The organism is Phycisphaera sp. (genome assembly GCA_025916675.1).
Taxonomy (GTDB): Bacteria; Planctomycetota; Phycisphaerae; order Phycisphaerales; family UBA1924; genus JAHCJI01.
In genome coordinates this window covers 1620322-1644285 of the sequence record CP098402.1, presented here as the reverse complement: position 1 = coordinate 1644285, position 23964 = coordinate 1620322, and the positions used below count along the sequence as shown (strand labels likewise).

Genomic DNA, 23964 nt, shown 5'->3' with positions numbered 1-23964 from the left:
ACGCGCCGCCCGGAAAAAACCGAGCGAATCAGAAGCGGTAGAACTCGATGACCAGGTTCGTGTTCACGCGGAAGGGGACCTCGTCGGCCTTGGGTGCCGCCACGACCTTGGCCTTCAGCTCGCTGGGATTGAAGCTGATCCAGCCGGGCACCTCGTGCCCGGGGATGCTCTCCATGTTCTCGCGGCAGAGCTTGTGGGTCTTCTCCTTCACCGTGATCTCCATCCCGGGCTTCACGTGGAAGCTGGGGCGATCGGTCTTGCGGCCGTCCACCAGGATGTGCCCGTGGGCCACGATCTGACGGGCCGCCCAGATAGTGCGGGCGATGCCCATACGGCGGACGACGTTGTCCAGGCGGGTCTCGAGCAGCACCAGCAGCATGTCGCCGGAGTTACCCGGCAGTCGCTTGGCTTCCTTCACGAAGCGGCGGAACTGCTTCTCGCCCACGTTGTAGTGGAAGCGGAGCTTCTGCTTCTCGGTCAGGCGGATGCCGTAATCGCGCGGGCGGCGGCCACGGAACCCGTGGATGCCCGGCGGCTGGCGGACGCGCTCGTTGCTGGTGTGCTTGGGCACCGCCTCGATGGGAACACCCACGCGGCGGCTGAGGCGGACCTTGGGTCCGGTGTAGTTGGCCATTTTCGTATCTCCGTCCCACCGAATTGGCCTTGTGGGCCCCTCCGGGGGTGCCGGGACATATCCCGGCGATCAGGCCGGCGACCGCGACTGCGGGCCGGCAAATGCACTGATCCGGCCCACGCTGGGCCATCTCTGGCCGCACGAATCTGGCGACAGAACGTGCGGGAAAGGATTGAAGGTCGCCGGGCGGTGGGAATCAACTTGGGAGCCACCAAGGGCCCCGAGGGCGGTGGGCACGAGCCCGGGCCACCAGGCCCCGTGTAAGCCCGGGCTCCCTTCCATCCCCCGGCCGCTCCCGCCCATCGCCCGGCGACGCCCCCCCATCGCCCGAGAATCATCTTCCAGCGATCCGAAACGATTCCCGCTCGCTCGGAAACTGTTCCCCATCGATCCGAAACGGTTTCCCATCGCCCGGAAGTGATTTCCGCTCGATCGGAGACGATTTCCCATCGCTCGGAAACGGTTTCCCATCGCCCGGAAGTGTTTTCCGCTCGATGGAAAATCGTATCCGACGGCCCGAATCGCCCCCCAGAGGCCGTGAACGCGGTTTCCATATCCGGACCCGCTCCGTGAGGGGTACTCCGTACGGGGTCCACTCCGTGGGGGGCTTCTCCCTCCTTCCGAGCCGCGAGCGGGAGCCGTGGCCTTGGCTCCCCTCCGTCCGAGCCGCGCTGCGTGTGTACGCGGACCAACACCCGGGAAGGCATCGAACGCGGAGGGCTCGGAGGGGCATGAGAACGGGCCCGCGTGGGCGGGCCCGTGGGGGGAAGGACTGCATTCTGGCCAAGTGGGGCCTTAGTCCTTCTGGTCGCCGTAGGCGTCGGCGTACTCGGCGGCGTCGGTGGCGTCGGTCGTGCCGTCGGTGTTCATGTCCACGCGGCGGGCGCCGGTGGCGTAGTAATCGTTGAACATGGCCATGTCCAGCAGGTCCACGCCGCCGTCGCCGTTGAGGTTGGCGTTGTTGCAGTTGATGGGGTTCTGCAGCAGCCACACGTCTCGAAGATCGATCTCGTCGATGCTCGTGTGGGTCTGCATGTCGTCATGAACGAGGGTGTGCGACGACCAGAGGTCGCATGTGAACGGGTCGGCCTGCATGTCGCTGAAGTCGGCCCATGTCTGATTCCCAGGCGAACATTCATCGACGACCAATTTGTACGAGAGGTTTTCCGGACCGGCCTTGACCGGAAAGTTCGAATGGATCGCCGTATCGTAGTCGTTGTCGAGTTGCACGCGGCGGATCTCAGGCCACGTGGTGCCGTTCGAGAACGTGTACTCGACGTACGCCACGCCCTGCTTGGTCACGCCGATGGATGGGAAATAGCAGTCGCCAGCGTTGGTGCCGTCGGTACTGATGCGGCCACTCTCGAGGATGGATGGCGTCCACGTCACAGGATCCTGGACCTTGCGGAAGTCGTCGAGGTCGGGATCGATGTAGTACCACTGCACGTGGATACCGTCGACGTCGCCGGAACTATCCTCCGTGTAGACGTGATGGGCCGCGAACATCCGCATGTCGCCGTTCACGTCCTCGGCCAGTACGGCCGACGAGAAGAACGACGTGCCGGTGGATGGGCTGAAGCCCGAGTCGGGGGTCACGATGTCGTAACCGCCGGTGGCAGTGGCGAAGAACTCCAACCCCATGCCCGTGGGCACGGCCATGTCCGCCAGGTCCAGCGTCCCACTGTCGAGGTGCTGGGTGTATCGCCATTCGCCTGGGGGATCGCTGGGGTCGAACCACAGCCCGCCGAGACGGATCTTGCTCTTCTCACCGGCCGACCGATCGAGGGAGATGAAGAACTGGGCGTTATCCTCCTGCTCGAAGGGCTCCTGCACGGCGAAATGGCGGGTGTGCAGGTCACGCTCGTACGCGTCGTCGGCTTCCGGCAGGTCGCGGGGCCGCATGCACACGATGAGGTCCTCGGCCGGCTTGTCGCCGTCGAGCATCGACGAGCCGCTGCCGAACTCGATGGGGATGATGAACATGGCCTGGAACAGGTACGCGGGCCCCAACTTCATGGGATCCATCGGATCTTCGTCGGCGTCGATGCCGAACGCCGTCACGAACACGAAATCGTCCTCGATCGCCATCGTGGGCAGGTCGAAAAGCGCGCTTCGCTTGGCGGCAAATGGTGTGTCTGGAAACGGCCTGTGCGGTCCCCCGGCCACGAACCTTTCGATATCGTTGTTGTTCATGTCGAAGGCGATATCACCATTGCCGGGATCACTCGTTGTGCCCGTATAGAACCACCAATCGTCGTTGCCGAAGCCGTCCATCTCGTTGGGATGCGTCATGCCTTTAGACACCGCCAGATGCATCGACGAGATGTCGTCATCCCCGGCGCTGCAGTTGCTGGCGTTCTCCTCGCTATACAGGATCCACTGCCGGTTGTTCTCCGGGTCGTACTCTGTGCGGCCGTCGAACCAGCGGCTCGGGGCAACGTCGCCGGTTCCGTCGCCGGTGCGGATGAACGGGAACCCGGTGTCGGTCATCTTCACCTCGTCGATGATGTACCCGGTGCGATCCAGCAGCGTCAAGCCATGGTTGGTGGTGACCAGGATGGCGTCCTCGCCCACCGACACGGCCGCGTCGGTGGACCGTTCACCGAATTCATCGTCGTCGTCCGCGACGCGGGCGACCACCTCGACCTGGGCGGCCGCGCCAGCGGCGGCCAGCAGCATCGAGGCGAGGGTAATGGTGACGATCCCGCTCTTGGAGAACCTGTACATAAAACACTCCTGCGACGCGAGCGCCGGTGCGTTCCGGCGGTGTTCGCGTCTGTGAGCACGCTATTGGTTTGAGACCGATAGTCAAGCGAACTACCAAGGGATGAGTGCGATCTCATGTCGCTGTTGGGGTCGTGTACTTTGTTTGGTGCGTGCTGTTCTATATGTGTTGAGAGAATCTGTCGATATCACGACATCGGCTTGCATCCGGCGGTCGTTTCCTGTATGCTGATGGTATGAAGCTCTTTCATACAACAGTGTTTTTCATTGCCCTACACGGCCTCGCTCTGGGTGCCTTGGCCCAGCCCGGTGGCGACTGCCTGGCCCAACGCTTCCGTCCGGACTTCCAGCCGCGCGATCTGGAGTTCGGTGTTGATGTCGCCATCAGCGACGAGCACCTGCTGATCGTCGATCGCTTCGGCGGCTCGCTCATCTACACGTTTCGCCGCGATCCTGACACCGGCGACTGGGCGCTGAACCACACCGTGCCCGGCGGCAGCGGCGGCGACATTGTGCTTGACGGCGATCGCTTCATTTCCGGCGACGTGCAGGTGGATCCGGCCGGGGGTGCGCTGATCTACGAGTTTGTCGGCGGGCGATGGGCCATGAGTGCCGAGTTATCCGCCGGTCCCGATCGATCGCGGACGTGGGGCGAGCACGTCGCGTTCGTCCACGGTCATGCAGCGATCGGCAACGCGGGCGAGGACGTGCTGGTTTTTCGTGAGGGCGCTGAAGAGTGGGCGTTCGTCGAGGAGATCGTCTCGCCCGACAGCGAGTTCGAGCGTTCGGACTTCGGCGACGCGCTGGCGATGGACGAGCGGTTCCTGATCGTCGGAGCGCCGGGCGAGGACCTGACGGGCAACCAGAACGGCGCGGTGTATATTTACGAGTGGGACGCCGATGGCCGGCCCGCGTTGGTGCAGAAGCTCACTCCCGAGCCGGCGGATGTGGGGCCCAGGCTCGGCACTTCGCTGGCGCTCCAAGGCAATACATTGGTCGTGGGGGCACGGTCGCTCGACACCGGTGGACTCGAGAATGTCGGCGGGGCTTACGTGTACCGTTTCGAGGCCGGGCAGTGGGTGCTGGAGCAGGAACTCCTGCCCGAACCGCTCCGCCCGGTCGCCGAATTCGGCTGGGATGTTGCGTTGGAGGACGATGTGATCGCCGTGGGTGCGGTCAGCGATCACGCCGGCAGTGGCTTCGGCGTCGGTGCGGCCCACCTGTACCGCCGCTCGGTGGCCGGGCCGTGGGCCCACGCGGCGACAGTCGCGGTCGACATCTCGGCCCGCGACTACGGCGAGGCGGTCGACCTCGGCGGCGGGCAACTTGTGGTGGGCTGCAGCGAATCGTTCTTCATGGGCGAGGAACATGGGCTGGCGGACGTGTACGACCTCGACTGCCTGCTGTGCGCTCCCGACCTCGACGCCGACGGCACGCTGACCATCTTCGACTTCCTGCTGTTCTTCAACGCCTTCGACGACGGGAGTAGCGAAGCCGACTTCGACGGCGACGGCGAGCTGACCATCTTCGACTTCCTGGCCTTCCAGACGGCGTTCGACGCGGGGTGCGAGTAAAGAGAGGCATTCGGCACTGGGCATCGGGCATCAGTCAAGAGCACAAGAAGGCCGGGTGCTCACGCATCCGGCTCGGACGGACCGCCCCCTCCTGCTCACTATCCCACTGTACCTCTGTGGTGATCCCCTGCGTTCCGCCTTCGAGCCCCTCGCACTCCAAACAAAAAACCCGGGCTCGCGCCCGGGCATGGTCCAGATCGTGCTCGATTTCTAATCCTCGGGAATGTCGTCGCTCGTCACGATCGTGCGGAACGCCGTGCGGAGCGTGTTGGTCACCGGGCCCTCGCCATCGCTGATGGGGTGGCTGGCGGTGACCCCGCCCTTGCCGTCGTGTTCGAGAACCTCACGCACGGCGATCAGCTCGGCCGCAGTGCCGGTCATGAACACCTCGTCGGCGGCGTAGATGTCCTCAAGCGAGATGTGCCCGGTCTCGACCGTGAAGCCACACTTGGGCGCGAGCTGCTCGATCACGAACCGGCGGGTGATGCCGCTCAGGCAGCCGTCCTCGACCGGCGGTGTGCGCAGGGCGCCGTCCTTGATCACGAAGATGTTGTCGCCCGAGCCCTCGGCGACCTTGCCCTCGGGGTTGAGCATGATGACCTCGAGCAGCTTGTCCTGCTCGTCGGTGATGTTGAGGTCGCGCGTCAGGTGGATGGCCTCGCACTTGGCGAGGATGTTGTTGAGGTAATTCAGGCTCTTGATGCGCGGGTCCAGGCTCTCGACGCCGATGCGCGGCCGGTGGGCCACGACCACACGCATGCCCGCCTCGTACATCGACTCGGGGTACAGCCGGATCTGGTCGGCGATGCAGATGACCCCGGCCTTAGGGCACAGGTACGGGTTCAGCCCCAGCGTGCCCTCGCCGCGCGTGACCAGCAAACGGATGTAGCCGTTGACGATGCCGTTGGCCTCGATGCACCGCCGCTGGACGTCGATCATCTCGTCGCGGCTGATGCCGATGTCCAGGAAGATGCGCTCGGCGCTGTCCCACAGCCGGTCCATGTGCTGGGCCAGCTTGAAGATCTTGCCGTTGTAAACGCGGATGCCCTCGAACACGCCGTCGCCGTAGAGCAGGCCGTGGTCGAACACGCCCACCTTGGCCTGACTCTTGGGCACGATCTCGCCGTTGACGTAGACCAGCGGCCGATCGGTCGCGCTGCCCGAGACAAGATCATCGGCCTTGGCGGTCGGGCCCGGTCCCGCTGACCGGATGGTCGGGCTGGTGGTCTGGGTCATGGTCTTGTCTCCGTGCTCGGCCAATGTCGGTCCATCCTTGTTCGATCCCGGCCCGTTGGGCCCCTGGCAGTGCCGCAGTCTAGTAGGGCCGCTCCGCAGGCGGGGCGGTGATGGGGCGTCTCCCTATCAGGATGCGTACGCAGGGCCTCTCGGACCGGCATGAGCGGCCAGCGGACGGCTAGACCTTCACCCGCCCACGCAGGTTGGCCAGCCCGCCATCGACTTCGAGCACTGTGCCGCTGACCCATCCCTGCCCGGCCTCCAGCAGCCAGGCGATCGCTCCGGCGATGTCCGCCGGTTCACCCAAGCGGCCCAATGGGTGCATGGCGGTCGAGGCCTTCTCGGCCATGTCGTTGCTGAGGATCGGCTCGCTCAGGGGCGTGCGGACCATGCCAGGGGCCACCGCGTTCACGCGCACGCCGTTGCCCGCGTATGTCGCCGCCGCCGAACGGGCTAGGCCGATCACCCCGGCCTTGGCCGCCGCGATGGCCTCGTGGTTGGGCAGGCCGCTGGTCGCCGCCGCCGATGACATCAGAACGATGCTGCCGCCCTCCTTCCGCATCGCCTGGCTGGCCGAGCGGACGAGGTTGAACGCCGTGACGAGGTTCGTGTCGATCGTGTCTCGAAGCTCTTGCGGCGTGGTCAGGTGTGCGGGCTTGAGCATGATGGTGCCCGGGAGGTTCACCGCACCATCGAGACGGCCGTGGTGGTCCGCAGCATCTGCGACCGCCCGATCGACCGCTTCGTGGTCGGTCGCGTTGAGCGAATCGAGTGCGTGAACGCCTAGCTCGTCCGAGAGTGCTTTGGCCTTACCGGCATCACGCCCAGCAATCGTGAGTTGTGCGCCAGCACCGGCCAGCCCGCGGGCCAGCTCGCTACCAATGCCGCCGGCACCGCCGATGAGCAGATAGGCACGGTCCGTGTGCATATTGAGATTTGTCTGGGTCATGCCGTCTCCGATTGGCGCTTTCTGCCGGGAAGGAATGGCGCAGGCTCGGTGCCCGCGGATTGTGCGACGAGGCGGCGGATGCCGAGTTCCCAGCCGACGGCCGGCGAGAGCGTTGGGTGCCGCCACGCGAAGCCCAACTCGTTCAGGATGGTCGGCTCGGCCCGAATTGAAGAGAGCAGCGACTCGGTTGCCATCTCTGTGCCCATCAGCGTTCGTGCCGCGCCGGCGGGCAGCCCGACTACTGCCGGCCGGCGCGCGGCCTCGGCGATCGCACTCACCACGTCATTGGCCGTCGCGGCATCGGGAGCGCAGACGTTCACCGGACCGCTGATGTTGTCCCGCGATAGCAGGAAATGGATCGCCCCGATCGCGTCGTCCAGCCCGATCCAAGACCACCACTGGCGGCCCGTGCCGATCGGGCCGGCCAGCCCGAGCTTCGTCGGGAGCATGAGTGACTTCAGCGCCCCGCCGTTCGCGCCCAGCACCATGCCGAGCCTGGCGTGAATCACACGCACGCCCGCCGCCTCGGCCGGTCGCGTTGCGGCTTCCCACTTGCGTACCAGCGAGGCAAGATATCCGTGCCCCCGGTCGCTCCGTTCGGTCACCGGCTCGTCGCCACCATCGCCGTACGCGTGCGCGCCAGAGGCGTTGATGAGCAGTTCCGGCCGGTCGGCGCCGGGCAGCGCGGCGATCGTGCCGGCCAGCAGGGACGTCGACCCAACCCGGCTGCGTTCCAGTTCCACCTTGCGTTTGTCGGTCCACCGCCGGCTCGCCACGTTGCTTCCGCACAGGTTAATCACGACGTCCACATCAGCGAGCGCACCCGGTGCCAAATCGCAGCCGACCGGGTCCCACCGCCGCTGCTCGATGCCGTCGATGGGCCCCGATTCGGCCGGCTTTCGGACCAGCCGGATGACCTTGTGTCCACCGGTCGACAGAAACGCCGCCAAGGCCGAGCCGATCATGCCCGAGGAGCCGGCGATGGCGATCGTCTTGGGTTTCGCGTTCGACTCGTGACGAGCCAGATCCGCCCGTGTCCGCTCGTGACGAAACCAGAACAGGCGGTCCAGATCACTGGCCAGCTTCCCGCCCAGCAATACAGAGCCCGCGAGCCCCGCAGGCGGCGAGTACTCGATGCTGTCGTCCAGTTCGCTCCAACCGTTGTCAAGATCGTTGAACCGGTGCCGGTGCGTCCAGCTCCCGAACGGGCCGGACACCTGACGATCGCTGAAACCGTTGGGCGGTTCATGGTCGAAGTGCTCGGCCACCCAAGGGATGCTCAGCGGCCCGACGCCGATCATCATCCGAGCGATCGCCCCGTTGCCGATCCGGGGGTGATCGCTGCCGGGCCTCCGCTCGGCGATTCGCACGGACTGCCACGGAGGGGTTAGGCGCTCGAGCGCTCCCGGACGGGCGTGCCAGTCATACAGGGCCCGGGCGTCGCAGGGCATGTCGGATGTGGCGCGGAATGTTCGCATCGGAGCATCATCGCACGCGCAGGCCGCCAAAGCCAGCGGCCGGCCGCCCATCAGGGTGAGTAGAGTGCTGCATGGCCGACAACGCTGCCCAAACGACGGAGTCCACCAACGCCAGCATCGGTTTCCAGGCTTTCGGTGAGCTGCTTAGCGCCATCGCACGCAAAAGCCCGGCCCCGGGCGGTGGGGCGGTCGCCAGCGCCGCTGGCTCGCTGGCGGCATCCCTGGCGGGAATGGTGCTGGCCTACAGCCGGGGCAAGAAGAGCCTTGCCAAGCACGCCGAGGCCCACGAGATGCTCGCCGACCGCTGCGCGACCGCGAGTTGCAAGCTCCTGGAACTCGCCGACGCCGATGCGGCCGCCTACGCCCAGCTCAACGCCCTCCAGCGCCTGGACGAAGGCGACCCGCAGCGGACGGCCAACCTCGCCGACGCCGCCCAGCGCTGCGTCGACGTGCCGCTTGACGTGCAGCGCGTCTGCCTCAGCCTGCTCGAGGGCTTCGAGGAACTCGCCCCGATCGCGAACCAATGGCTGCTGAGTGACCTGAAGATCGCCGCCATCCTGGCCGAGGCCGCGGTACGCGCCAGCGATTGTAACGTGGAGGTCAACGCTCCGACGCTGGGCAAGGCCGTCTCACCCGAAGCCGAGCGCGATGCGCAGGCGACGAGCCTCGGTGCCGTCGAGCGGGCCAAGGGGCTATTGCACTCGATCGAGGCGTTGATCGACGACTAACCGCCGGCCTTCTTCTTTGTCGCGGTCTTCTTGGCGGCTTTCTTGGCAGTCTTCTTCGCCACTTTGGCGGGTGCCTTCTTTGCCACTTTCTTTGCGGTCTTCTTGGCGACGTTCTTCGTCGCGGGGGCAGCGGTTTGGGTCTTTGCGGTGGGCTTTGCTACCGCCTTGGTTGCTGGCGTGGAGGCAGCCACGGGGGCCGGCTTGGCCTCAGCCTGAACGGGCGCCTTCTTCGCCGCCGGGGTCGCGCCCGACTTCACGTTCGTGCGATCGGCCAGGTCCTGCATCAGCGTTGCCAGCTTGTTGAGCTGGTCGACGCTCGACGGGGCCGCGGGCTTGCTGATGGCCGCGCGGGTTTCCTTCTCGACCTGGCGCGCCGCCTCGATGTCCTCGCGCAGCGACTGCCTCGCCCGTTCGGCCCGCTGGCCTTCGGCACTCAACGCCGTCAGGCTCTCCTTCAGTTCGCCCTTGAGCCGCGTCTCGAGCGTCTTCCACGCCTGCTCGAGCGCTTGTCGTGCCTGGATGGCCTTCGCGTCGAGCTTCTCGGTCTCGATCTTCGCCTTGTGGATGGCCTTCTCGGCGGCCTTGTCCGCCGCCGCGTTGGCCTTGGTCTCGGCCCGCTTCTCGGCCTTGTCGATCACCTCGGCCAGCTCGCCCCGCCGCGCCTCGGCCTGCTCCGAGGCCGATTTGAGCGCCTCGAGGTGACGCTGCACCTCTGTCGCAGGTGCCCGCATGGCCTCGTCGAGCTCGGCGTGCCGCTGCGAGAGCTGCCCCTCGGCCTGCTCGCACAGCTTGGTGGCCAGCGCGATCGATTGCTGCAGCCCGTCGCGCTGCTCGACCAACCGATCGAGCCACAGCGCCGCGCTATCGATCGACTCGCCGAGCGCCTTGCGGCTCTCTTCGGCCTGCCGCCGGGCGCGTTCGCCCGCGGTGGCCACGTCGTCCATCCGCTCCATCGCCGCCGTTGCTTCGGCCGCGACCGCCGCCAGCGTGCCCTCGGCGGGCTTGGCCTGCCCCGCGCCGGTCTCTTGCAGCAGTTGCTCGGCCCGCTCGCACAACGCCTCAACACCGTCCAGATCGAGCTCGAACACGCCGCGCGCCTTCGTGTCGACCTGCCCGACACGCTCGAGCACCGCGTCGGCGTTCGCCTCCGCTTCCGCCAGCCTCGGGTCGACTTCGTGCTCGACGCGGGCGGCGAGCGCCGCGACGCGCTCGCCCGCCTTTGCGTCGCCAGACTCGACGACCTCGGCCAGCCGCTTTTCGGCGGCCTCGAACGTCTCGTCCATCCGCGTCGCCATCCCCTCGATGCGCTCGGTCAAGACCGCCGCCCGCTCGGCCGCCTCCGCGTCGCGGGTTTCGATCACTCCGGCCAGCCGCCCCTCGGCGGTCTCGATCAGCTCGTCCATCCGAGCATTGAGCCGCTCCACACGGTCGGCCAGGGCCGCCTCGGCCGCGCCCCGCTCGGTGCCGATCGCCTCAACCGACTCGTTGCGCGCCTGCCCGATGTCGTGCGTCGCATCAGAGTGATCCTCGGCGATGGCTTCGCGTGCCTGGGTGCCGCGGCTCCTAATCGCCTCCAGCCCGTCCTGGGCATCCGCCCGCGTCTGCTCGGCCACCTTCTGGAGCGCCTCGACCGCCTTGGCCCTCGCCTCGGCCAAGTCGGCCCGGCCGCGATCCACGAACGTCGAGAGCGTCTCGCCGCGATCGTCCAACTCGTTGGCCCGCTTCTCAGCAACCTCCTCGACCCGCGTCACGGCCTCGTCGGCCGCCGCCGTGCCGGCCTCGAAGATCCGCTGGCGCGCCCGGTCGTCCATGTCCTTGATGCGCCGCTCGGCCGTCACGGCCCGTTCGGCCGCGGCCTCGGCCCGTTTGGCGATGGTTTCGGCGCTCTCCAGCCGTTGGGTGAGGGTGTTCAGCATCTCCCCGGCCTTGGCCAGCTTGGTATCGACCGCTGGCAGCACCTCTCCGATCGCTCTCAGCGTCCGGCTGGCGTCCACGGCCGTCCGCCGCAGGTGCTCGCCCTCGCTCGTCGCCGCCGCCAGCAGCTTTCGCAGGGCCTGGGCGTAGTCCTCAAAGGCCACCCGATCGACCACCCGCGGCGACACGAACACCTCGCCAGCCGTCCGCACGCGGGGGTACTCGGCCTGGCCCGGCTTCTCGCCCGCGTCCTGGGCCTCGATCTGCTGGGTTCCGCCGGCCGTCCTACTGGGCAAGTGGGTGGGCGTTTCGGTGCTCATGGGGGTCTCCTGTCGCCGCCCAGCCATCGGCAAGGCCCGGGAGCGGCCTGCAAAGAGGGGTCGGGATGCTATCCGGGTCGACCCGTGACGAAACAAAGCGCAAACGACAGCCGTAAGCTCTGGTGATGTTCCGGCCGATCCGCACAGACACGCCAAGGGGCAAGGCCACCCAGACTTTGCAGACTGGCCAGTTCTGCGTGTTCGTCTTGGCCCCCATGCTCGCGTTCGAGTACGGGCTTCGCATCTTGCAGGACGGCGGCTGGACGCGACCCGCCTCCGAACACGCCGCGGACGTGTTGCCGGCGATCGTGATGATCCCGGTAGTTGCGCTCTTGATTGGCGTGATGCTCATGTACGACGGCTGGTGGCACCTGCGAAGGCTCGAACACTCGGAGACCACCTGACCATGCACGCCGCCAACCGCATCGCTCGCACGTGCCGGCTGTACGACGAACGAACACCTGAACGAGCCCACTTCGAGCGGATGCTTACCTACGTGATCTGTGCGAGTGTGCTGGTGCTTCCGCTTGCGATGGCACCCATCAACGCGTTCTTTGCTCACGTGGTCTATCGAGTCAGCGAAACCGCTCCGGGGTACCCGATCCACGTGGACGATAGTGTTTATCCCGTGCTCGACGTGACGTCCTGGCCATTCCTTATCTATTGGCTGTTCAGCATTCCGTTATGGGTGGCCTTGCTGGCGTGGGCCGTCTTCATGACAGCCTCCGCACGCGACGGGGCAAGTTCGCGCGGCTGGCGTTGGCTTGTGATCCAGTGCCTATTGCTCTACATCCCGTTCGTGCTCTTCGGAGTTGCATTAGTGGTGATGCGCGAGTGGGGCGTTGTACCCGATTAGGACTTGCGTGACCATCAAACGAGGCACTATGTCTCCGCCAACCACCGCAACGCGGCGAGTTCGTCCGCCTCCCCCGCCTTCTTATCCTCCCGCCACCTCAAGATCCTCGGAAAACGCACCGCCAGCCCGCTCTTGTGCCGGGTCGACACTTGCACGCCCTCGAACCCCAGTTCGAACACCAGTTCGGGCTTCACCTCGCGTACCGGTCCGGCCCGCCTGACCGTGTTCCGGCGAATCCAGTTGTCGACGCGCTCGATCTCCTCGTTGGTCAGCCCGCTGTACGCCTTGGCGAAGTTGACCAACTCGCCCTCGTGCCAGAGGGCGAACGTGTAGTCGGTGTACAGCCCCGCCCGTCGCCCGCTGCCGTGCTGGGCCATGACGAGCACGGCGTCGAGGGTCATCGGCCCGATCTTCCACTTCCACCAGCCCGTGCCATCGCCCGGCTTGGTGCGGCCGATGCCGTACGAGCCGTCGAGGTGCTTGAGCATGAGCCCCTCGACGCGCCGCTCGCGGCTGGATTCGCGCAGCTCGGCGAGGCCCTCCCATGTCGGCTCGCCCACCGGCGCGGTCGCGGCAATGATGGGGGCGGGCAGGTCGAGGTACTCGAGGATGTTCCGCCGCTCGCGCAGCATCGAGCCCCGCACGTCGCGTCCCTCGAACCGCAGCACGTCGAACGCCCGCAGCACGATACGGCGATGGTCGAACAACGGCAGTTGACCCGCCGTCCTCGCTTTGCGGTTCAATCGGGTCTGGAGGAACGCGAACGGCGCGGGGCGGTCGCCCTCCCAACCCAGAACTTCGCCGTCCAACACCGTCCCGCCCGGCAACGCCCGTGCGGCGGCCAGCACCTCCGGAAACTGCTCGCCCACGTCCTCCTCGCCCCTTGACCACAGCATGGGCGGGCCATCATGCGGCACGATCAGCTGCGCCCTGATGCCGTCGTACTTCCACTCGGCCAGCCACTCGCTTCGCTCGCCCAGGACCTCGGCGGGCGGGTCATCCAACTGATGGGCCAGGAAGAACGGCAAGGGCCTGGCGATGTCCTCGCCGGCGTCCTCAGATGTGACCGACTCGTACCACTGCGCCGTTGGGTCCATCCGCCCGCTCACGCGGGTGGCCACCAGGGCGGGCTCCAGATCATGAGCCATCGCGATGGCGCGGACGACCAGCTTCTTCTGCACGCCCACGCGCAGCCCGCCGCGGATCAGCTTCTGGTAGACGTACCGCTGCCGGGCGTCCATCTCCTGCCATGCTTCGAGGATGATCGCGCGTCTCGCGGCGTCGTCGCTGGTCGCCAGGGGCACGATCGAGTGCTGGTAGATCTCCGTGAGCGAGGCATCGGTGCCCTGCCCCGGATCGGGTAGCAGCAGGGCGATCGTTTCGCTGAAGTCGCCGACCTGCGCGTAGCACGCGTCGACGAGCCAGCCGGGCAGGCCGGTTGTTTCAAGCGTCAATTCGTACAGCAGCTTGGTCGGCACCGTCCGCAGCACCCGCTGGCCGCTGAGGAAGTACGCCGCGATGGCCGCGTCGCTCGGGCCCGCCGTGTGGAAGTACGCCGCTATCGCCGCCAATTTCTCGCTGGTTGCGGTCGTCGAGTCGATCTCGTCGTAGAGCTCGGTGAAGGCGCGCATTCAGTCGCCCTCGCCTTCCTGGTTGCTGGCGACCTCTTCCTCGGCCTCCCCGCGGTACCGAGTTGGCACGACGAAGGTATCCAGCCCCCGCGTCTCGGCCAGGTACCGCGCCAGCGGCTCGCTCGCGCCGTGCGTCACGCCCACGCTCTTCGCCCCGCTCGCCTCGACGATCCCCAGCAGACCCGGCCAATCGGCATGGTCGCTGATGACGCAGCCGTGATCAAAACTCCGCCACCTTCGCCGCCCGCGCACCAGCATGAACCCGCTGGCCATGCCCGTCCGCGTCGAGCCGAAGCTCCGGAGCCAGGGCGAGCCAAGGATCCCCGGCGGCGCGATGATCATGGCCACCCCGCGCAGGCCCTTGCGGGCCTTCTGCGTGGTGTGCACCACCTCGGGCAACTCGACACCCTGTTCAACATAATCGGGAATCAGCTTCTCCACCGCTCCATGCACCCCAATGGGCCCGATGGATGGGTCGAGCCCCGCCAGCACCCGCTGGGCCTTGCCGAGCCCGTACGCCATCACGATGCTCGTCCGCCCGTTCGTGGCGTTCGACCTCCACCACTCGTTGAGCTTCGCGAACTCTTCCTTGGGGTCCGGCCACCGATAGATCGGCAACCCGAACGTGCTCTCGATCAGCAGCACGTCGCAGGCGACCGGCTGGAAGCGCGTGCACGTCGGATTGGGATCTTCTGGCCGAGCCGTGAAGTTGCAGTCGCCCGTCACGATCCACGTGCGGTCATCCGCCGGCCGTTCGCTCTCGAGCACGCGCAGCCGCACCTGCGCCGATCCCAGCACGTGCCCGGCCGGAAAGAACGTGACCTCGACCGCACCACCCTCGCCCTCGACGCGGAACGGCTCGCCATACGCGTGTCCCTCGATCACCGCGTCCTTGCCCATGCGCGTCCGCAAGACGCCGACGCCGGGCTTCGAGCACAGGTACTTCTCGCTGCCCCGGAACGCATGGTCCGCGTGCGCATGCGTGATGATCGCCAGCGGCGCGGGCCGCCAGGGGTCGATCATGGCGATGGGCTCGGGTCCGCCCACGTCGACCGCCAGCCCGCCGGGGGCGGCGGATACGAGCGGTGGCGGGGTGGTCCGTGCGGTCATGCCTCAGGCTATCGCCCGAGCCGACCGCAGCGTGCTCATGCCGACTTCGCGACACAGTTTGCGGGCTTGGCCTCGATGCTCATGCTCGCCCTAGACACGCTCGCGCTGGTCCCGAACGGGAAGATCCGCTCGTCGGACCACTCGCCCGTCTTGCCGTTGGTCCGCAGCGCCCGGACCTGATAGCCGATCGAGCGCAGGCCGCTGGGCACGTTCTCGTCGACGATCCTGCGCTTGGGCGTCACCGCCACCGGCTCCCACGGCGATGTCTCGCCCTGCAGCGGCATGCGCCGCCGGCGGACCTCGTACACCAGGTTGCCGCGGCCATCGTCGTCGATGGTGAAGGTCAGCTCCAGCTCGCCGTAGGTCTTTGGTTTGATCCTGAGCTTCGTCGGCGCCGCGGGCCTGGGCAGGGGGCCCTTGCGATCGGGCTTCTCGATGCCCGCCTTGAGGTACACCCCCGGATCGCGCGAGGCCCGGGCCAGCCCGTCGATCATCGAGCTCAGCCCGCCGAAGGTGCCCCGCAGCGTGCCGATGGCCGCCCGCTTGGCGGTCATGGCCCGGGCGAGCTCCAGCCGCAGCTCCTGCACGCGGTCGTGGGCCGCCAGCGCCCGCTCGTATTCGCGGCCGAACCGCTGGACCTGGGCGTGGCTGAGGCCGAAGGAAGAGGGGTCGGCCTTGGCCCAGTGGTCGCGGACGTGCCGCATCTGGTTCAGGAACGACTTCTGGGCCTTGTCGGCTCGGCGCGGCATGTCCTGGCTCCCGGTCTGGTTTCTGGGTTTGGGTTCTCGGTCGATGACCAAGAGCACCATCGGCCGGTTCCCGGCCCCGCTCCAGCCCGGCTCAATTCACCCGGCCGGGCACCGCGCCCCCGCCAGGGGCCGGCGTGGGCCCACCGGCGGCCGCCGGGCCCCGCGATCGGGCGACCCGGCCTGGCCATCGGGTCGCCGGGCCTCAGGCCGGGGCGACCGCGCCCCTTCCCAAAAGGAACGTGCCCCACGCGATGGGGCGGCTTCTCCGGCCGCCGGGGCACGCCAGCCGCGCGCCAAGACGGGCAGGTCCAGGGCTCCCGAAGCTTCCGGAGAGGCTTCCTCGGGCACCGGAGCCTTTCCGGCAGTCACGCGAGCGGCCCCGGAGGGCTCGCGCATCGCTCCGGGGGGCAGCGGAGGTGCTCCGGCAGGCGGACGAGCGGCTCAGCGAGCGTCGAGGAAGGCTCCTGCGGGCACGGGAGGCGTTCAGGCGGAAGCCAATGCCGCTTCCGGAGCGACAGAAACACCTCCCCAAGCTATCGACGCTTCCCCTCACCCCGCATCGAACGCGTTCTGGACGGCCAGGAAGTCGAAGATCGTGAAGGCGCGATCGCCTCCGTGCGTGGCCCGAAACCCCGCGAGGCAACACGTTGGAGCTTGCAGGTCGAGCACGGAGTGATTAGGGCCAATAACTGCTGTCGGTAACAATGTTCATCCCCGGAGACCGGACTCGGAGTGCCTCAATTCCGTTGTCCGTGGCTCCCGTAAGGCTTAGGTTCAACATATTAAGTGCCTTTAGGCCCGTTTCCGGGCTTCCCAAGGCGCTCAACCCGCAGTCCGACACTCTCGTAACTCTGAGGTCCAGGGTCTTGAGTGCCTTGAGGCCCGTCTCCGGGCTTGCCAGAGCCCTTAATCCGTCGTCCGACACTCCTGTCCAGCTAAGGTCTAGCACTACAAGAGTAGTGAGCCCGGTTCCCGGGTTTGCAAGGGCCCTCAACCCGTTGTTGGACACTTCCGTATTGCTGAGGATTAGGGCCTCGAGTGCCTTGAGGCCCATCTCCGGGCTAGCCAGTGCCCTCAGGCCGTCGTCCGACACGTCCGTGTGCGAGAGGTTCAGGGTTTTGAGTGACTCCAGTGGTGCGCTCCGTTCCGCTAGCTGACGGAGCGAGGCATCAACTTCGCGTGCGCGTAGAACAAACCCTATTGAATCGATTTTGTGAATCCGCGTCATGTGCCGCACCGCCCGGCGAGTGAGTGGGGCACGCACCGACACATGATTGCGTGTGTGATCATACTGAGCGCACGCGTTGAACGCGTTGCTATCCTCAGCCCGCTGCCACTGCCCCACGCCCCACAGGCCGACGCCCGCCAGTATCAGCAGCGCCGCCACCGGGACGGGCAGCCACGGGCGCAAACGCCGCCAGATCGAGGCGGTGATCCCGTCGAGTGCCCGTCGGATCAGCGGGGCCAGGAAGTCGTGCGACACCTCCCACTTGGGACCCACGCGGCGGACCAGCCCATGCCGGGCGAGGGTGAGCAGCGTGGTCTCGGCGGCCCGCGGATCCAACCCGCCCTCTCTCCTGGAGTTGCCCCTCGTCGTGCCGGTCAGGGCCGACACTTCGGCGGGCTGCTGGCGGTCGCCCGACTCGGAGACCAGACGGCCGAGCACCGCGGGCCCGATGTCCCTGATGTCGCCGGATTCGATGCGCGACCGGACGTAGGTTGGCAGCACGCCCTCGATGGCGTTGACGCCCCCGCCAGCCAGCCGACGCCCCATCGCGGGGTCGGATTCGTACATGAAGCCCGTCATGTTCAGAGCGATCGGCGTGACGTTCTGGGGGATCTTGCCCAGGGCCTCGGCCTCCCTGGCGAGCGCCGCCGCCACGGTGGCGTTGTCGTCTCGATTGCCGTGGATCCTCGCCAGCCCTGCGTGTATGGCCCGGGCGGCGTCGGCCACTGAAAAGGGCGGGACCTCCATGAACGTCTCGCGCTCGATGCGCGGCGGAAGGCCCAGCGGCTCGAAGTCCTTGCCGTACTCGGCGCGGGCGACCAGCACGCAACGCACGCCCGGGATCGGGGCCTTGTGCAGCGAAACCACCAGCCGGACGGCTGGCGAGGTGGCGTGCTCTTCCGTCGAATCGCCGACGAGCACTTCCTCGAACTGGTCGAAAACGAGCACCAGCCGCCGCCCCTTGTCCGAGAGCCGCTTGCCGACGCGCTCGAGGAGCGTGCGCGCGGATTCGCCGCTGAGATCCGGCGGCGAATCCCAGATCCTGCCGGGCCGGCCCAGTTCCTCTCGCAGGGTCGCGTCCAGATCCCCAAACGCCCGGACCATGATGCCAACGATCGTGGATTCGCCCCGGCCATCGAGGCCGATCCCTTCTCGACACAGCGAGGGCACCACGAACGCGCCCATGAGCGAACTCTTCCCGCACCCGGAGAAGCCCAGGACATACAGGACGGGCCGGTTGGAGCCGCGGATCCAGGCGAGGATCGCCTCGTGCTGGCCGTCGGCACGGTTGAACACGATGGGTGCCTTGTCGTCCGCGGGCGGTGGGAGGGGATCGAGGCGGAAGTGGCGTCCCCGCTCGGCCATCTCGAGCAGTTCCCTGGCCTGCTCCTGCCCCCTGCGGACGCGGTCCTCCCGCCAGCGCCTGGTCCAGCGGGGTATGCCAGCGGACAGGACCACGATCGCCAGGCTGATGAGCAGCCCAGTGGCCGTGATCCAAGGGGGGAGATTAGGCTGTCCGGTGGCGTCGGCGACCGACCGATGGAGTGCCGCGAAGGCATCGGAGGCATTCGTCCCCGCGATGATGAACGCCACGACCGCGGCCAGGACTGCGGCCGCACGAGCAATGGAACGAACCAGATCTGACTTCTTGCTCATACGTGCCAGTATAGTGGATTGGCCCCAACGCTCGCTCCGCCATACAGGCCACGCTCGCAGCCCCGCGATTCCCGAGATTGTCCCGCCGTGCGGGTTGGCCGCGGTCAAGTCTCGTTGACCGTATGAATGGTTTCAGCACCCCGCCTGGAATGCGTTCTGGAACGCCAGGGCGTCGAAGATCGTCAACTCGTGATCAGCGGTGCGTTCTGTCAACCCACAGCAAGCCGCCCGCCCATCGACAGCCCGCTCGCCGACTCGACCACCACCGGCACGATCCGTCCGATGAGCGACTTTGCGTGCTCCGAATCTCGCGTGTCGAAATGGATGATCAGGTCCCCGTCGCTCCGCCCGGTCACCTGCACGGGCCCGGCTACCTCGTCGGCTTCCTCCACCACTGGTGCTGTCGCAATCGCCGACCCGCCGACGGTCATCTCGATCGTCCTGGGCTTGCGGGCCGCGTTGGTCAGTCCCGACGCCTTGAGTTGCTTCTGGCTCAAACCCTCCACGAGCACGTCGAACGTCTGCCCGACCTGCTCGTTGCCGATGGCCTCGCCGATACGCGCCTGCACGCCCAGCAGGTGGTTGTTCCGCTCGCGCTTGACCGACTCTGGCACGTCGTCGGGGATCTTGTCATACGCCACCGTGCCGGGCCGCGGCGAGTACTTGAAGATGAAGCAGTTCTTGTAGCGGCTCTTTTCCAGCAACTCGACCGTGCCCTGGTAATCGATGTCGGTCTCGCCGGGGAAGCCCACGATGATGTCGCCGCTGAGCATCAGCGGGCGGCCGATCTCCGGCTGGTGCAGGAACTGCCGGGCTCGATCGAGAAATTCCAGGTACTCACCCACCGTGTAGCCGCGGTTCATGCGCTTCAGGACCGAATCGCTGCCGCTCTGGGCCGGCACGTGCAGGTAGCGGCAGATCCGCTCGCTGTCGCGCATGACCTCGAGGACGTCATTGCCGAAGTCCCTTGGGTAGCTCGTCACGAACCGCAGCCGCTTGATGCCCGGCACCCGCTCGTGGATCTGGTGCAACAGGTCGGCGAAGGTCGTCACGCTGCTGCCCGCGAACGCGTCGCGGTGGTGGCTGCCCTTGTAGGTCCGGCCCTTCTGCGGCTGTTCCACCCCGCTCACGCTCACCGACGCCCCGTGCTCGAAGCGGTAGTGGTTCACTGTCTGGCCAAGGAGCGTCACCTCGACCACGCCCGCGTCCGCCAGCCGCTTGCATTCGTCGATGATGTGCTCGGGCGGGCGGTGGATCTCCGCCCCGCGCGTGAAGGGCACCACGCAGTACGTGCAGAACTTGTTGCACCCCCTCGTGATTCGAACGTACGAACTCCGGTAGCTGCCATCGGGATCGACCGGCGAGATCGTCCGGGACAGATCAAGCAGCTCGAGCCGATCCTCGGCGGCACCCAGCGTCTGGCTCCGCCGGCTCGTGTTGCCTTGCAGCGCCGCCTGGGCAGCCGATTGATCTCCGGTGAGCGACGCCCGTGTCCTGACCGCGTTGTCGAGCAATTCGGGCAGCTTGTCCAGTTCGCCCGGCCCGCACATAATGTCGACCACGGGCATCCGCTTCATCAGGTCGGCGCCGTCACGCTCGGCCATGCACCCCAGGACGCCCACCACCAGGCCGGGCTTGGTCTTCTTGGTCTTCTTCAACTCGCCAAGCCGGCTCCACACCTTCTGCTCGGCTTGCTCACGCACCGAGCAGGTGTTGTACAGCAGCACGTCGGCCTCGCCCGCATCTCGCGTCATTGCGTAGCCAAGCTGGGCCAAACGGCCGGCCACCAGCTCGCTGTCGAGCTCGTTCATCTGGCATCCGAAGGTTTCGAGGTACACGCGCGGCATGGGCGGTCATCGTACGCGCCCCGCGCCGGTCTCGAACTACCATCGGGCCGCATGATCAAGCTGGCCATGGCCATCCTCAACCGCATCCGCCGCATGGCCCTGGCCGATAAGGCTCTGGTGCTCTTCGGGGCGGCCCTGGTGCTCATCATCGTGATCGCCCTGACCGTGGCCTGGCTCCGCATGAGCGCCCTGGTCAGCAGCGGCGAACTCCAGCTCAGCCGCCAGATGGTCGAGACCTGGCGCTCGGCCGGAGAGGACATGCCACCCCCCGCCCAGCCCACCGAGCGCCTCGGAATAGCCGCCACGTGGTTTGACGCCGATTCCGCCCGCAACAACGCCAGCGAGGATCCGTTCCTCCGCCGCGCCCTTGCCCGCTTCGAGCGAGACGGCACCCCACGCGTCGAACTCCAGGACCACACCTGGCACTATCGCTGGCAGATCCTGACGCGTACGGAGCGCACCGAGCGGTACGCCCGGGCGATCCGGGGGCCTTCGATCCCCTCGGGCGAACCCGACGAGCCCGCCGCGCCCGGGCCCTTGCTCGGCATGATCGTGCTCGAGCGTCCGGCCGAGGGTGCCGCCTGGCTCATGGCCGTCAATGCGATCTACCTCCTCAATGCCGGCGCCGCCGTGCTCGCGGTGGCGGTCGGGCTGTTCTACATCCTGCTGCACCGCATTATCCTCAAGCCGGTCGACGTCCTGCGACAGGGCGTCGATAAGGTCCGCGAGGGCGACCTGGCCCACCGCGTGAAGGTCGAGACCCACGACGAATTCGAGGAACTCGCCAGCGCGTTCAACAACATGCTGGGCACCCTGCAAACCAACGAGCAACGCCTCCGCGCCGCTCGCGGTGCTCTCGAAAGCCGTGTCAGCGAGCTGGCCGAGGCCAACAAGGTCCTGTTCGAGGCCAACCGGCTCAAGAGCGACTTTCTGGCCAATGTCAGCCACGAGCTGCGCACGCCGCTCAATTCCATCAACGGCTTCGCCGAACTCCTCCTCGAGATCGCCCAGTCCAGCGACCAGGGCGTCGAAGAAACACCCGAGAAACGCGCTAAGCGCATGCGCTACCTCCAGTACATCCACACCGCCGGGCGGGATCTGCTCGAGATGATCAACGGCCTCCTCGAGATGGCCAAGCTCGAGGCCGGCCGCTTCGAGCTCCACGTTCAGGCCGTCAGCGTGCCCACGCTCTGCGAGACCCTCAGCGGCCTGGTTGATCCCCTCGCCCAACGCCGCGGCATCGAGATCGTCCAGTACGTCGAGGCCGACCTGCCCGTGGTCGAGACCGACCCGAAGAAGCTCCAGCAGGTCGTGTTCAATTTCCTTTCCAACGCCGTCAAATTCACCGGAGCGCCCGGCTCGACCGGCCCAATGCGCGTCGAGTTGCGGGCCGAGCGTCTCACCAACGCCAGCGGCACCGACCGTGTCCGCATCAGCGTGATCGACAACGGCCCGGGCATCCCGCCCGACGACCAGGAACGCGTCTTCGAGAAGTTCACCCAGGTCGACGCCAGCCGGACACGCGAGCATGCGGGCACGGGGCTGGGCCTGGCCATCGCCAAGGAACTCGCGGGCCTGCTCCAGTGCGAGATCCAGCTCGTGTCCGACATCGGGCGGGGCTCGATGTTCAGTGTCATCGTGCCGCTGCGTCTCGACCTCGAGGTCGTCCAGGAACGCCGCGTCGAGGCGCAATTCCGAGATCGCCTGGCGGGCCGCCGGGACTGGTCCGAGCCGGATATCAAGCCGGACGCGATGAGCGACTCTCCCGACTAGCGGGCACCCCCGCCCTTGAGCACCGCGTTCTCGAAGTGCTTGACCGTGGGCTTCGGCCCAAGCCAGCCGCGAGAACGAAACTCGATGGCAACCACGTCGACCCGCCGGGGCCGTCCCTGCCAGTCGTTCTTGTTGACGAGGTGCTCCAGGATCCTCGCCAGCCGCTGCCGCTTCGTGAGTGTCACCGATGCCTGCGGCGGCGGTGTTCCCTCACGAAACCGCCTGGCCTTCACCTCGACCACCACGATGCACCCGCCCAGCCCCTCGCACAGCAGGTCGGCCTCGCCGAAGCGGGTTTCCAGGTTCTTTCCCAGTACCTTGTAGCCCTTACGGCGGAGGTACCGGGCCGCGACGCGCTCGCCCCTTGGCCCGAGCTTGTCGCGTCGCCCAACCCGCACGTGTCGCTGCCCTCTAGCTGCCGGGGTAGAACCAGTCGATCGCGACCATGAGCAACTCGTCGCGCATGGTGCTCATATCGGAGAGGCCGGCCTGCTCGTACAATCGCATCATCTCGCGCTGGTAGGCGGCGTCCAGCCTGCTGCTGTACAGCTCCTGCCGGAGCTCGCTCTGGGCCTCGGCCCACGACTTGTAGCCGAGCTCGATCCTCTCCAGGTAGATCCAGTGCGTAAAGCGATCCTGCTCGATGGGGCCCGCCCACTCACCGGGTGTCAAGCCGCGTAGTGCGCTGTCGACCTCCGGATCACCCGAAAAGAACGTCGCATCCTCGAACGCGCCGGTGAAGGTCATGGCCGGCCCCAGGCCACCCTCGGATCGACGCGAGCCGTTCGCCTCATCGGTGGCCACCACGGCGAATACCTCGCCGCGTGAGAGCCGGTCCGATACCCGGGCGACCCCCTCCGCGTCGTTCCGGCGCACCCTGATCCGCCGGAAGGTCATGCTCGACGACTTCCTGTCGTCGCCATATCTCTGGAGGTACGCCCGCTCGACATCGCTGCGCGTCACGACAACGCTCCGGCGGAGGTTCTCGCTGAACTTGTTGATCAACTCCGTGTTACGGACTTCCTGGAGATACTCGCTGAGCGTTTGGTCCGTGCCCAGGTTGCGGACCGCGCGCGTGATGCTCCCGCCGGAGCGGCGTTCCAGGTCGTTGCGGACCAGACCCAGGAAGTTCCGCAAGCCGGCACGCTGCCCGGGGGTGTAGCTCGCCAGGCCTTCGGCGATGACTAATTCATTGTTGATGAAGTTGACCAACTGCTGATTGATCACGGCGATGGCATCTTGCCGCCATTGCTCGGGTGAGACCAGTTCGACGCCAATCTCTCCATCCGGCATGCGAACGTCCCGATACGCCAGTGCACGCAGTCGCTGGGCGATCGGCCGGAGGAACTCGGCCGCGAAAATCGGCTTATTGTTCACCTCGCCGACCTTCACGTCGAGGAGTACGACGCTCGGCCCGGCAGCTTCAACCGGGACCGCCTCGGCCGTGGGCCCAACGGGTTGCAAGTCGGTCGCCTCGACCGGCGGGGGAACCAGGACCATCTCGCCCGTGACCCCGAATACCGAAGCGTCCAATGGCTCGAGCCGCCCGGGTCCGCC

Annotated in this window: 18 protein-coding genes; 5 read left to right on the top strand and 13 right to left on the bottom strand. The window is 66.9% G+C overall.

Annotated features, from left to right (window positions below):
• Positions 1-28: 28 nt before the first annotated feature.
• Both rpsD and NCW75_07120 read right to left on the bottom strand, forming a co-directional pair.
• A complete protein-coding gene (gene rpsD / locus NCW75_07125) occupies positions 29-634 on the bottom strand; it encodes a 30S ribosomal protein S4 (GenBank protein UYV14056.1) in 606 nt (201 codons plus the stop codon).
• Positions 635-1429: 795 nt separating this feature from the next.
• The gene (locus NCW75_07120; GenBank protein ID UYV14055.1) at positions 1430-3361 is read right to left on the bottom strand and encodes a hypothetical protein; all 1932 of its coding nucleotides are present in this window, start codon (positions 3359-3361) and stop codon (positions 1430-1432) included.
• Between the two features lie 233 nt (positions 3362-3594).
• On the opposite strand from NCW75_07120, the gene NCW75_07115 reads away from it, so the two are divergent.
• Positions 3595-4932: an FG-GAP repeat protein gene (locus NCW75_07115; protein UYV14054.1), complete on the top strand. Its 1338-nt coding sequence runs from the start codon at positions 3595-3597 to the stop codon at positions 4930-4932.
• A gap of 210 nt (positions 4933-5142) precedes the next feature.
• Here the strand turns inward: NCW75_07115 and ilvE are convergent, their stop codons facing one another.
• The 3 genes from ilvE to NCW75_07100 form a co-directional block, all read right to left on the bottom strand.
• Complete coding sequence (gene ilvE, locus NCW75_07110) at positions 5143-6168, bottom strand: branched-chain-amino-acid transaminase (GenBank protein UYV14053.1); 1026 nt, start codon at positions 6166-6168, stop codon at positions 5143-5145.
• 178 nt (positions 6169-6346) lie between these two features.
• Entirely contained in the window at positions 6347-7117 is a 771-nt protein-coding gene (locus NCW75_07105) for an SDR family oxidoreductase (protein ID UYV14052.1), read from the bottom strand.
• Positions 7114-8595 carry a TIGR01777 family oxidoreductase gene (locus NCW75_07100; protein ID UYV14051.1) on the bottom strand — a complete coding sequence of 494 codons (1482 nt, stop codon included), beginning with the start codon at positions 8593-8595 and terminating at the stop codon, positions 7114-7116. The genes NCW75_07105 and NCW75_07100 overlap by 4 nt, the downstream gene beginning before the upstream one ends.
• 71 nt (positions 8596-8666) lie before the next feature.
• Between NCW75_07100 and NCW75_07095 the strand changes: the two genes are divergently transcribed.
• A complete protein-coding gene (locus NCW75_07095; GenBank protein ID UYV14050.1) occupies positions 8667-9323 on the top strand; it encodes a cyclodeaminase/cyclohydrolase family protein in 657 nt (218 codons plus the stop codon).
• Here the strand turns inward: NCW75_07095 and NCW75_07090 are convergent.
• Positions 9320-11557 (bottom strand): hypothetical protein, encoded by a 2238-nt coding sequence (locus NCW75_07090; protein ID UYV14049.1) that lies wholly within the window; start codon positions 11555-11557, stop codon positions 9320-9322. The two genes, NCW75_07095 and NCW75_07090, sit on opposite strands and share 4 nt — an antisense overlap.
• 125 nt (positions 11558-11682) lie before the next feature.
• Between NCW75_07090 and NCW75_07085 the strand changes: the two genes are divergently transcribed.
• Entirely contained in the window at positions 11683-11961 is a 279-nt protein-coding gene (locus NCW75_07085; protein ID UYV14048.1) for a hypothetical protein, read from the top strand.
• Positions 11922-12413: a hypothetical protein gene (locus NCW75_07080; GenBank protein ID UYV14047.1), complete on the top strand. Its 492-nt coding sequence runs from the start codon at positions 11922-11924 to the stop codon at positions 12411-12413. The genes NCW75_07085 and NCW75_07080 overlap by 40 nt, the downstream gene beginning before the upstream one ends.
• A 26-nt stretch (positions 12414-12439) precedes the next feature.
• On the opposite strand, the gene NCW75_07075 is transcribed toward NCW75_07080, so the two are convergent.
• From NCW75_07075 to NCW75_07055, 5 genes are all read right to left on the bottom strand, one after another.
• Positions 12440-14044 carry an ATP-dependent DNA ligase gene (locus NCW75_07075; GenBank protein ID UYV14046.1) on the bottom strand — a complete coding sequence of 535 codons (1605 nt, stop codon included), beginning with the start codon at positions 14042-14044 and terminating at the stop codon, positions 12440-12442.
• Complete coding sequence (locus tag NCW75_07070) at positions 14045-15154, bottom strand: ligase-associated DNA damage response exonuclease (protein UYV14045.1); 1110 nt, start codon at positions 15152-15154, stop codon at positions 14045-14047. It lies immediately after the preceding gene.
• Between the two features lie 35 nt (positions 15155-15189).
• Entirely contained in the window at positions 15190-15903 is a 714-nt protein-coding gene (locus NCW75_07065) for a hypothetical protein (GenBank protein ID UYV14044.1), read from the bottom strand.
• A gap of 676 nt (positions 15904-16579) precedes the next feature.
• The gene (locus NCW75_07060) at positions 16580-18787 is read right to left on the bottom strand and encodes a hypothetical protein (GenBank protein ID UYV14043.1); all 2208 of its coding nucleotides are present in this window, start codon (positions 18785-18787) and stop codon (positions 16580-16582) included.
• 209 nt (positions 18788-18996) lie between these two features.
• The gene (locus tag NCW75_07055) at positions 18997-20634 is read right to left on the bottom strand and encodes a MiaB/RimO family radical SAM methylthiotransferase (protein ID UYV14042.1); all 1638 of its coding nucleotides are present in this window, start codon (positions 20632-20634) and stop codon (positions 18997-18999) included.
• 51 nt (positions 20635-20685) lie between these two features.
• Between NCW75_07055 and NCW75_07050 the strand changes: the two genes are divergently transcribed.
• Positions 20686-22407 (top strand): HAMP domain-containing histidine kinase, encoded by a 1722-nt coding sequence (locus NCW75_07050; protein UYV14041.1) that lies wholly within the window; start codon positions 20686-20688, stop codon positions 22405-22407.
• On the opposite strand, the gene NCW75_07045 is transcribed toward NCW75_07050, so the two are convergent.
• Both NCW75_07045 and NCW75_07040 read right to left on the bottom strand, forming a co-directional pair.
• Positions 22404-22805, bottom strand: a complete 402-nt coding sequence (locus NCW75_07045; protein ID UYV14040.1) for a YraN family protein — start codon at positions 22803-22805, stop codon at positions 22404-22406. The genes NCW75_07050 and NCW75_07045 overlap by 4 nt on opposite strands.
• 13 nt (positions 22806-22818) lie before the next feature.
• Positions 22819-23907: a hypothetical protein gene (locus tag NCW75_07040; GenBank protein UYV14039.1), complete on the bottom strand. Its 1089-nt coding sequence runs from the start codon at positions 23905-23907 to the stop codon at positions 22819-22821.
• Between the last annotated feature and the right edge of the window lie 57 nt (positions 23908-23964).

Coding starts and splice junctions, on each gene's coding strand:
- NCW75_07105 (UYV14052.1), bottom strand. CDS start 7,117: ATGACCCAGACAAATCTCAATATGCACACGGACCGTGCCTATCTGCTC.
- NCW75_07095 (UYV14050.1), top strand. CDS start 8,667: ATGGCCGACAACGCTGCCCAAACGACGGAGTCCACCAACGCCAGCATC.
- NCW75_07065 (UYV14044.1), bottom strand. CDS start 15,903: ATGCCGCGCCGAGCCGACAAGGCCCAGAAGTCGTTCCTGAACCAGATG.
- NCW75_07060 (UYV14043.1), bottom strand. CDS start 18,787: ATGAGCAAGAAGTCAGATCTGGTTCGTTCCATTGCTCGTGCGGCCGCA.
- rpsD (UYV14056.1), bottom strand. CDS start 634: ATGGCCAACTACACCGGACCCAAGGTCCGCCTCAGCCGCCGCGTGGGT.
- NCW75_07100 (UYV14051.1), bottom strand. CDS start 8,595: ATGCGAACATTCCGCGCCACATCCGACATGCCCTGCGACGCCCGGGCC.
- NCW75_07075 (UYV14046.1), bottom strand. CDS start 14,044: ATGCGCGCCTTCACCGAGCTCTACGACGAGATCGACTCGACGACCGCA.
- NCW75_07115 (UYV14054.1), top strand. CDS start 3,595: ATGAAGCTCTTTCATACAACAGTGTTTTTCATTGCCCTACACGGCCTC.
- NCW75_07050 (UYV14041.1), top strand. CDS start 20,686: ATGATCAAGCTGGCCATGGCCATCCTCAACCGCATCCGCCGCATGGCC.
- NCW75_07055 (UYV14042.1), bottom strand. CDS start 20,634: ATGCCGCGCGTGTACCTCGAAACCTTCGGATGCCAGATGAACGAGCTC.
- NCW75_07120 (UYV14055.1), bottom strand. CDS start 3,361: ATGTACAGGTTCTCCAAGAGCGGGATCGTCACCATTACCCTCGCCTCG.
- NCW75_07040 (UYV14039.1), bottom strand. CDS start 23,907: ATGGTCCTGGTTCCCCCGCCGGTCGAGGCGACCGACTTGCAACCCGTT.
- ilvE (UYV14053.1), bottom strand. CDS start 6,168: ATGACCCAGACCACCAGCCCGACCATCCGGTCAGCGGGACCGGGCCCG.
- NCW75_07085 (UYV14048.1), top strand. CDS start 11,683: ATGTTCCGGCCGATCCGCACAGACACGCCAAGGGGCAAGGCCACCCAG.
- NCW75_07090 (UYV14049.1), bottom strand. CDS start 11,557: ATGAGCACCGAAACGCCCACCCACTTGCCCAGTAGGACGGCCGGCGGA.
- NCW75_07070 (UYV14045.1), bottom strand. CDS start 15,154: ATGACCGCACGGACCACCCCGCCACCGCTCGTATCCGCCGCCCCCGGC.